6 protein-coding genes and 1 other RNA gene are annotated in these 6,235 nt (G+C 67.4%); 2 read left to right on the top strand and 5 right to left on the bottom strand.

Annotated features, from left to right (window positions below; translation table 11 throughout):
• Positions 1-797: PIG-L deacetylase family protein (locus ACRDPN_RS02145; RefSeq protein WP_431445682.1), on the top strand; the 797-nt coding region annotated here is incomplete at its 5' end.
• Between the two features lie 10 nt (positions 798-807).
• Positions 808-1,593: an esterase/lipase family protein gene (locus tag ACRDPN_RS02150; RefSeq protein WP_431445683.1), complete on the top strand. Its 786-nt coding sequence runs from the start codon at positions 808-810 to the stop codon at positions 1,591-1,593.
• A 101-nt stretch (positions 1,594-1,694) separates the two neighbouring features.
• On the opposite strand, the gene ssrA is transcribed toward ACRDPN_RS02150, so the two are convergent.
• The 5 genes from ssrA to ACRDPN_RS02175 form a co-directional block, all read right to left on the bottom strand.
• Positions 1,695-2,064: a transfer-messenger RNA gene (ssrA, locus tag ACRDPN_RS02155) on the bottom strand.
• 56 nt (positions 2,065-2,120) lie between these two features.
• A complete protein-coding gene (locus ACRDPN_RS02160; RefSeq protein ID WP_431445684.1) occupies positions 2,121-3,506 on the bottom strand; it encodes an MFS transporter in 1,386 nt (461 codons plus the stop codon).
• The gene (locus ACRDPN_RS02165; protein ID WP_431445685.1) at positions 3,503-4,399 is read right to left on the bottom strand and encodes an amidohydrolase family protein; all 897 of its coding nucleotides are present in this window, start codon (positions 4,397-4,399) and stop codon (positions 3,503-3,505) included. The genes ACRDPN_RS02160 and ACRDPN_RS02165 overlap by 4 nt, the downstream gene beginning before the upstream one ends.
• Entirely contained in the window at positions 4,396-4,872 is a 477-nt protein-coding gene (smpB, locus tag ACRDPN_RS02170) for an SsrA-binding protein SmpB (protein ID WP_431445686.1), read from the bottom strand. Before smpB ends, ACRDPN_RS02165 begins: the two co-directional genes overlap by 4 nt.
• Positions 4,873-4,900: 28 nt before the next feature.
• Positions 4,901-6,157: a peptidoglycan DD-metalloendopeptidase family protein gene (locus ACRDPN_RS02175; RefSeq protein ID WP_431445687.1), complete on the bottom strand. Its 1,257-nt coding sequence runs from the start codon at positions 6,155-6,157 to the stop codon at positions 4,901-4,903.
• Positions 6,158-6,235: the final 78 nt, after the last annotated feature.

The following is a 6,235-nucleotide window of genomic DNA, read 5'->3' on the forward strand; positions in this document are numbered from 1 at the left end:
CCGTGAGCAACGAGCTGACCTTCGCGGTCGTGGTCGCTCACCCGGACGACGACGCCTACGGGTTCGCCGGCAGTGTCGCCAAGCACGCGGACGACCCCGGGTTCCGCTTCGTCCTCATCCATGCCACCGACGGAGGCGGAGGGGACATCCGGGACGGGTTCCCGGCCACCCGCGAGACGCTCGGGCGCATCCGGCAAGCGGAGGACGAGGACGGCTGGTGGGCACTCGGGCGCGAGCCGGACCGTCATGTGTGGATGGGCTACACCGACGGCGAGGTCGACCAGGTCCCTTTCGACGAGCTGGTCGATGCGGTCGGGGCGATCCTCGACGAAGAGCAGCCGACCGTCGTCGGTACCTTCGGGCCGGACGGGATCTTCGCCCATCCAGACCACATCGCGATCGGCGCGGCGACGGACGCGGCCTTCCTGCGCTCGGCTGCGACGAGCGGCCGTGCCTTCCGGCGGCTGTTGCACGGCGCCATCCCGCAGTCGGTCTTCGAGCGGTGGCAGGAGCAGCGGGCAGCCAAGGGACTCGAGCTGTTCGATCCGACGCATGTGTACCACATGCGCGGCGTGCCGGATGACGAGATCGGCTTGGTCATCGACTGTCGTGACGTCGCCCACCGGATCGTCGCCGGACTCATGGAGCATCGCAGCCAGCATCACGTCATGTTCGACTACCCGGTCGACGCCGAACGCTGGGAACGCGTGGTCAGCCGTGACTGGGCCACGATCGCCTGGCCGGAGCGTACGGCGTCCGCCCCGTTGCTGACGGACATCTTCGAAGGATTGCCCTAGGTTGTCCTCCATGCCAACGCCCAAGGGCGACGTCGGACGCCCGCCCGCTCTGGGCTGGTTCGTCACCGAGCCACTCCGGGGCGCGGTCTCGTTGGTGGGTCTCCCGTTCGCCCGACTGCTCCTCAACCGCGCGCCGCGCGGTGACGGTCGCGGAGTCCTGGTGCTCCCCGGACTGCTCGCCGACGACACCAGCACCGGCCCGTTGCGCCGTTTCCTGCGGCGGCTCGACCACCGCGTCTACGGCTGGGGTCTGGGCCGCAACGTCGGGCCGACCCGCGAGGTCGTTGACGGGCTGTCGCAGCGGCTCGGCCACGTGGCAGACCGCACCGGCGCCCCGGTCTCGCTCATCGGCTGGAGCCTCGGAGGCATCCTCGCTCGCGAGCTGGCGCGTCGGAACCCGGACCTCGTGCAGCAGGTCATCACGCTGGCCAGCCCGTACATGGGGGACGAGTCGATGCCGAGCCGAGCGGACGCTGCCTATCGTCGACGCACCTCGCGCCATATCGGCTCTGCGGACCCGGCCGCGCGCGCGAAGACGCGGCAACCGATCCCAGTGCCCAGCACGTCCGTGTTCTCGCGTAGCGACGGCATCGTCCACTGGCGGGCCTGCATCGAACCGGTCAGCCCGACCCACGAGAACGTCGAGGTGCGCGCCAGCCACCTGGGCATCGGCGTGGACGCAGCAGTCCTCTGGCTGCTCGCCGACCGTCTCGCTCAGCCGGCAGGCTCGTGGGCGCCGTTCGAGCCCCCGGCCCAGATGCGAATGATGTACCCGCGCCGAGATAGGAAGACTTGAGATATGAAGTCATGCGCGGAGAAGCCCATTTTCGGCTCGCCCTGCGTGATTCACGAGACGACGAGGACCCCCGAGAGCTTCGCTCGGGGGTCCTCGTCCTTTCGTGGAGCTGCCGGGAATCGAACCCGGGTCCTCTGGCGCAGAATCAGGTCTTCTCCGGGTGCAGTTCGTCTGACGCTTTTCTCGGCCCCGGAACTCGGACGAACACGTCTCCGACAGGCCCAGCCGTAGAAAAGTCCCGATCACGCCCTACGGCGATACGTGATCAGCGAGTCCCCTTGATGAGACAGGCGATCCGGGACGGGGACGCTCCCGGGCCTGCCCTTCACCAGTCGCTGTCAGGCAGCGAGGGCGAAGTCAGTGCGCTTTGAATCGGCACTTGTAGTTTCCAAGGAACGTTTGAGAGATGACCTTGGATTCTCTACCCGCTTCTCCTGAGTCGAACGACCACAGTCGAAACCGATCAGCCCCTCTTGAGTTGTCAAGCACTGCTTGCGCAGCGACCTCCATCGTATCTCGAAACGCGATCAGACCACATCTTGTTCCGGCGCGTGCAGTACCTCCTCGAAGCGCTTCGGCTTCTGGATCATCAGGGCAGCGAACACACCAGCGGCCGCCAGCATCCCCGCGCAGATCATCATGCCCGTGCGGTACCCGGGGCTGAACACCTCCGGTGATGCGAAGTCAGCGCCGGCGATCCCGGCGAGCGGTGGGATCGCTGCCACCGCCAGCAGTGCGGCGGTGCGGGCCACCGCATTGTTGATGCCTGACGCGATACCGGTCTGGTCAGCCGGTGCGGACGCGAGCACCGAGGTGGTCAATGGGGCGACCAGGATGGTCAAGCCGATGCCGAACACGATGCCGGGAACGATGACGTCAACGATGCTGGCATCGGCATCGACGCGCAGGTAGAGCAGCATCGACGCGGACGCAATCAACGGCCCGACCGTCATCGGCAGACGTGGGCCGAGCCTTTCGCCGAGTGCCCCGGCCCGCCCTGAGAACAGCAGCAGGAGGATCGTCGGTGGCAGCGTGGCGAGGCCGGCTTCGAGCGGCGAGTATCCCGTCACGTACTGCAGCTGCAGCACGAGCAGGAAGAGGCCACCGCTCAGGGCCCCATAGATCGCGAACGTGCAGATGTTCAGCGCAGTGAACACCCGGTCCGCGAACAAGCTGATCGGCACCAACGCATGGGGCGTCCGCCACTGGTGCAGGACGAAGGCGATCAGCAGGAGAAGGCCCGCCACCGTGGGCATCCACTCCTCCACCGCCAGGCCGTACGTCAGGAACGCCAAGCTCACGACGGTGAGACCCGCACCGCCAAAGTCGATGCGTCCCTGCGCACCCTTCGTCTCCGGTACGTAGCGCAGGCTGATGGCGATCGTGGCCACGACGAGGGGCACATTGATCCAGAAGATCGCGCGCCAGCTGATCTGGTCGACCAGCCAGCCGCCCATCAGCGGTCCGGCTGCCCCGGCAACGCCGGAGAGCCCGGCCCAGAGGCCGATGGCACGACCACGGTCCGCCTTGTCGATCGATGTTGAGATGATCGCCAAGCTGCCCGGAGTGAGCAGCGCGGCGCCGATGCCTTGCAGGGCGCGAGCCGCAACGAGCATCTCGATCGATGGGGCGACGGCACACAGAATCGACGCCACGCCGAACCAAGCGACCCCGACGTTGAAGATCCTGCGACGTCCGAGGCGGTCGCCGAGCGAGCCTGCCACCAGGACGAAAGAGGAAAGCGTGAGCATGTAGGCGTTGACCGTCCACTGCAACCCGCTGAGACCGGCGTCGAGGTCCCGGTCGACGTCCGGCAGGGCGAGGCTGACGATGGAGCCGTCGAGGAAGGCCATGCCGGAGGCACCGACCGTCGCGGCGATCAGCCACCGCCCCTCGGCGCTCGCGAGTTTCATTCCACGATCTCGTCGCCGGTCATGAAGACGCGCGCACCGTTGTTCCAGAGGACGTCCCGCATCCACGAATCGCCGAGGTCGAGGCGCTGCAGCACCTCGACCTGGTGGGCGTAGGCGTACGGGATGTTGGGGAAGTCGGTTCCGAACAAGATGCGGTCCTGAAGTCCGGGGAGCCGGTCGACGATTGCGGGATCGTTCGGGCGGTCCCAGAAGTCGACGAAGGCCATCGTGGTGTCGAGCATCACGTGGGCATAACCGTCTGCGAGGTCCATGAATTCCGCGATCTCCGGCATGCCGAGGTGGGCGATCACCAACCGGAGCCCGGGATGACGGGCCAGCACGCGGGCCACGCCATCGGGGCCGGTGTGCGTCCCGGGTGCCGGGCCGGATCCGGCGTGGATCACGACCGGCGAACCGCTCTCGGCGAGAGTGCCCCACACCGGTTCGAGCAACGGATCGTCGGCCGCGAAGTCACCGACCTGCAGGTGCACCTTGAACACCTGCACGCCGGCCTCGACGATTTCCGGCACGTATGTCGCCGCTTCCGGCTCGGGAAAGAACGTGCCAGACCACAAGGTGTCGGGTGTTCGCTCGGCGAAGTCACGGGTCCAGTCGTTCAGGAAGCCGGCCATACCGGGCTTGTGCGCGTACGAGAGGGACGTGAACCGCCGCACTCCCATGGCGCGCAGGTGGTCGATCCGCTCGTCGTCGGTGCCGCGGTACTTGACCGGCCACAGACCGGCAGGCAGCGCACCGGCGCCGTCGAAGTACGCCCACACCTTCGCCATCACCCTCGGGTGCATGAAGTGCACGTGGACGTCGAAGAACCCAGGGATGCCGAGCTCGGCGGCGTACGCCGGCAGGTCCCCATCCTCTGACGGCGGAGTTCTCACTCCATGCCCTTGAGGCGTCGTCCGACCTCACGCTGCGCCTCGGCCTTGGCCTGACGCTCCGCAATCGCATGGCGCTTGTCGTACTGCTTCTTGCCGCGGGCGAGGGCGATCTCGACTTTGGCGCGGCCGTCCTTGAAGTAGAGCGCGAGCGGCACGATCGTCAGGCCCTTGGCCTGCACCCGCTGCTCGATGCGGTCGATCTCGTGCCGGTTGAGCAACATCTTGCGGCGGCGGCGCGTCTCGTGGTTCGTCCACGTGCCCAGGGTGTACTCCGGGATGTGCACCTGCAGCAGCCAGGCCTCACCGTCCTCGACCTCGCCGAACCCATCGACCAGGGACGCGCGACCGGCACGCAGCGACTTCACCTCGGTACCGGTGAGGACGAGTCCCGCCTCGTAGGTGTCTTCGATGTGATAGTCGTAACGCGCCTTCTTGTTCTGCGCAACGATCTTGCGGCCGGTCTCCTTGGGCACCGGGCCATTGTGGCACCGGCCCCCAGACCTACAACCAGGCCATCGGGTTGGTGGTGCGGCCGTTGGCGATCACCATGAAGTGCAGGTGGCAGCCGGTCGAGTAGCCGGTGCTGCCGACATACCCGATCACCTCGCCGCGCGAAACCCGGCCTCGACCCTGGGCGAACCGCGACAGGTGGTTGTACGTCGTGACCACGCTCTTGCCGCGCTTGATGCCGTTGTTGAGGATGACGCGGTTGCCGTAGCCGGCGTTGTAGTACTGCTCGATGATCGTGCCGGCGGCCGCGGCCCGGATCGGCGTGCCGCAGCCGGCGCTGAAGTCGGTGCCGTCGTGCAGCTTGTAGACACCGGTGATCGGGTGCCTGCGCATGCCGTAGGACGACGTGATCGCACCGCCGACCGGACGCATGAGCGTCCCGATGCCGTCGCCGCCGGAGCCCCTGCCGCCGCTCTTGCGGTCCCTAGCCGCCAGGGCGGCGAGTCGCGCGTTCAACCGGGCTCGCTCGTTCTCGAGCTCGCGGAGCTTCTCCTCGTCGTCCCGCTTGATGGCGGCGGCCGAGTTGCGGGCATCGGCCCGCTTGCCGACGAGCCGGTCGACCTCGTCGGCCTGCTCCTCGGCGGCGGCCTCGAGCTCCTGCTTGCGTACGAGGTTCTCGGCGGCAGCCTTGCGTGCCGCGGCGACCTGGTCGCGCAGCTCCTGCACCTTCTCGCGGTTGAGCTGGAGGATCACCTTGGACGCCGCGAGGCGCTGCATCGTGGCGAGCTGCGCATCGCTCACGGAGTCGCTGAGGCTCATCTTCTCGGAGAACTGGGTGGGGCTCTCTCCGCGGAGCAGGTCGCCAAACGCCTGCAGCCCCCGATCCCCCGCCTGCAGGCTCTCGACGGTGAACTGCTCCACCGCGACCTCGGAGGTCTTGAGGTCCTTCTTGCCCTGGTCGAGCCTGGCGATGGCCTCGTCGAGCTCGGCCTCGCTCTTGATCAGCTCAGCCTGCATCTGCGCATCGCGCGCTTCGGCCGTCGCGAGCTGTCCGCGGGTCGAGCCGAGGTGCTCCTCAGCGGCGTCGAGCTGACGTTGCGCCTTCTTGAGGGCGGCCACGGCCCCGGCGAACTTTTTGCTTGACTGGTCGTACGCCTTCTTCGCGCCCGAGATCTCGCCGCTGACGCCGCGCTTCTTCCGCTGGAGATCGTCCTTGTCGTCGGCGATCACGGGGCTCGCAAGCGCGGCCGCGAGCAACGCGAGCACGACGACAGCGGCCGCGAAGGCCTTGCGCGTGGTGGTGATCATGACCTCGACCCCGGGGAAGATGGGACTGGTGTTACTCGTGTGACTCTAGGTCATCGATGCCGCACGTCAAGGCATTTG

The organism is Aeromicrobium sp. (assembly GCF_050700635.1).
Taxonomy (GTDB): Bacteria; Actinomycetota; Actinomycetes; order Propionibacteriales; family Nocardioidaceae; genus Aeromicrobium.

What these genes read in the sequence shown, in the direction of transcription:
- ACRDPN_RS02150 (WP_431445683.1), top strand. Translation starts at nt 808, where the DNA reads ATGCCAACGCCCAAGGGCGACGTCGGACGCCCGCCCGCTCTGGGCTGG.
- ACRDPN_RS02160 (WP_431445684.1), bottom strand. Translation starts at nt 3,506, where the DNA reads ATGAAACTCGCGAGCGCCGAGGGGCGGTGGCTGATCGCCGCGACGGTC.
- ACRDPN_RS02175 (WP_431445687.1), bottom strand. Translation starts at nt 6,157, where the DNA reads ATGATCACCACCACGCGCAAGGCCTTCGCGGCCGCTGTCGTCGTGCTC.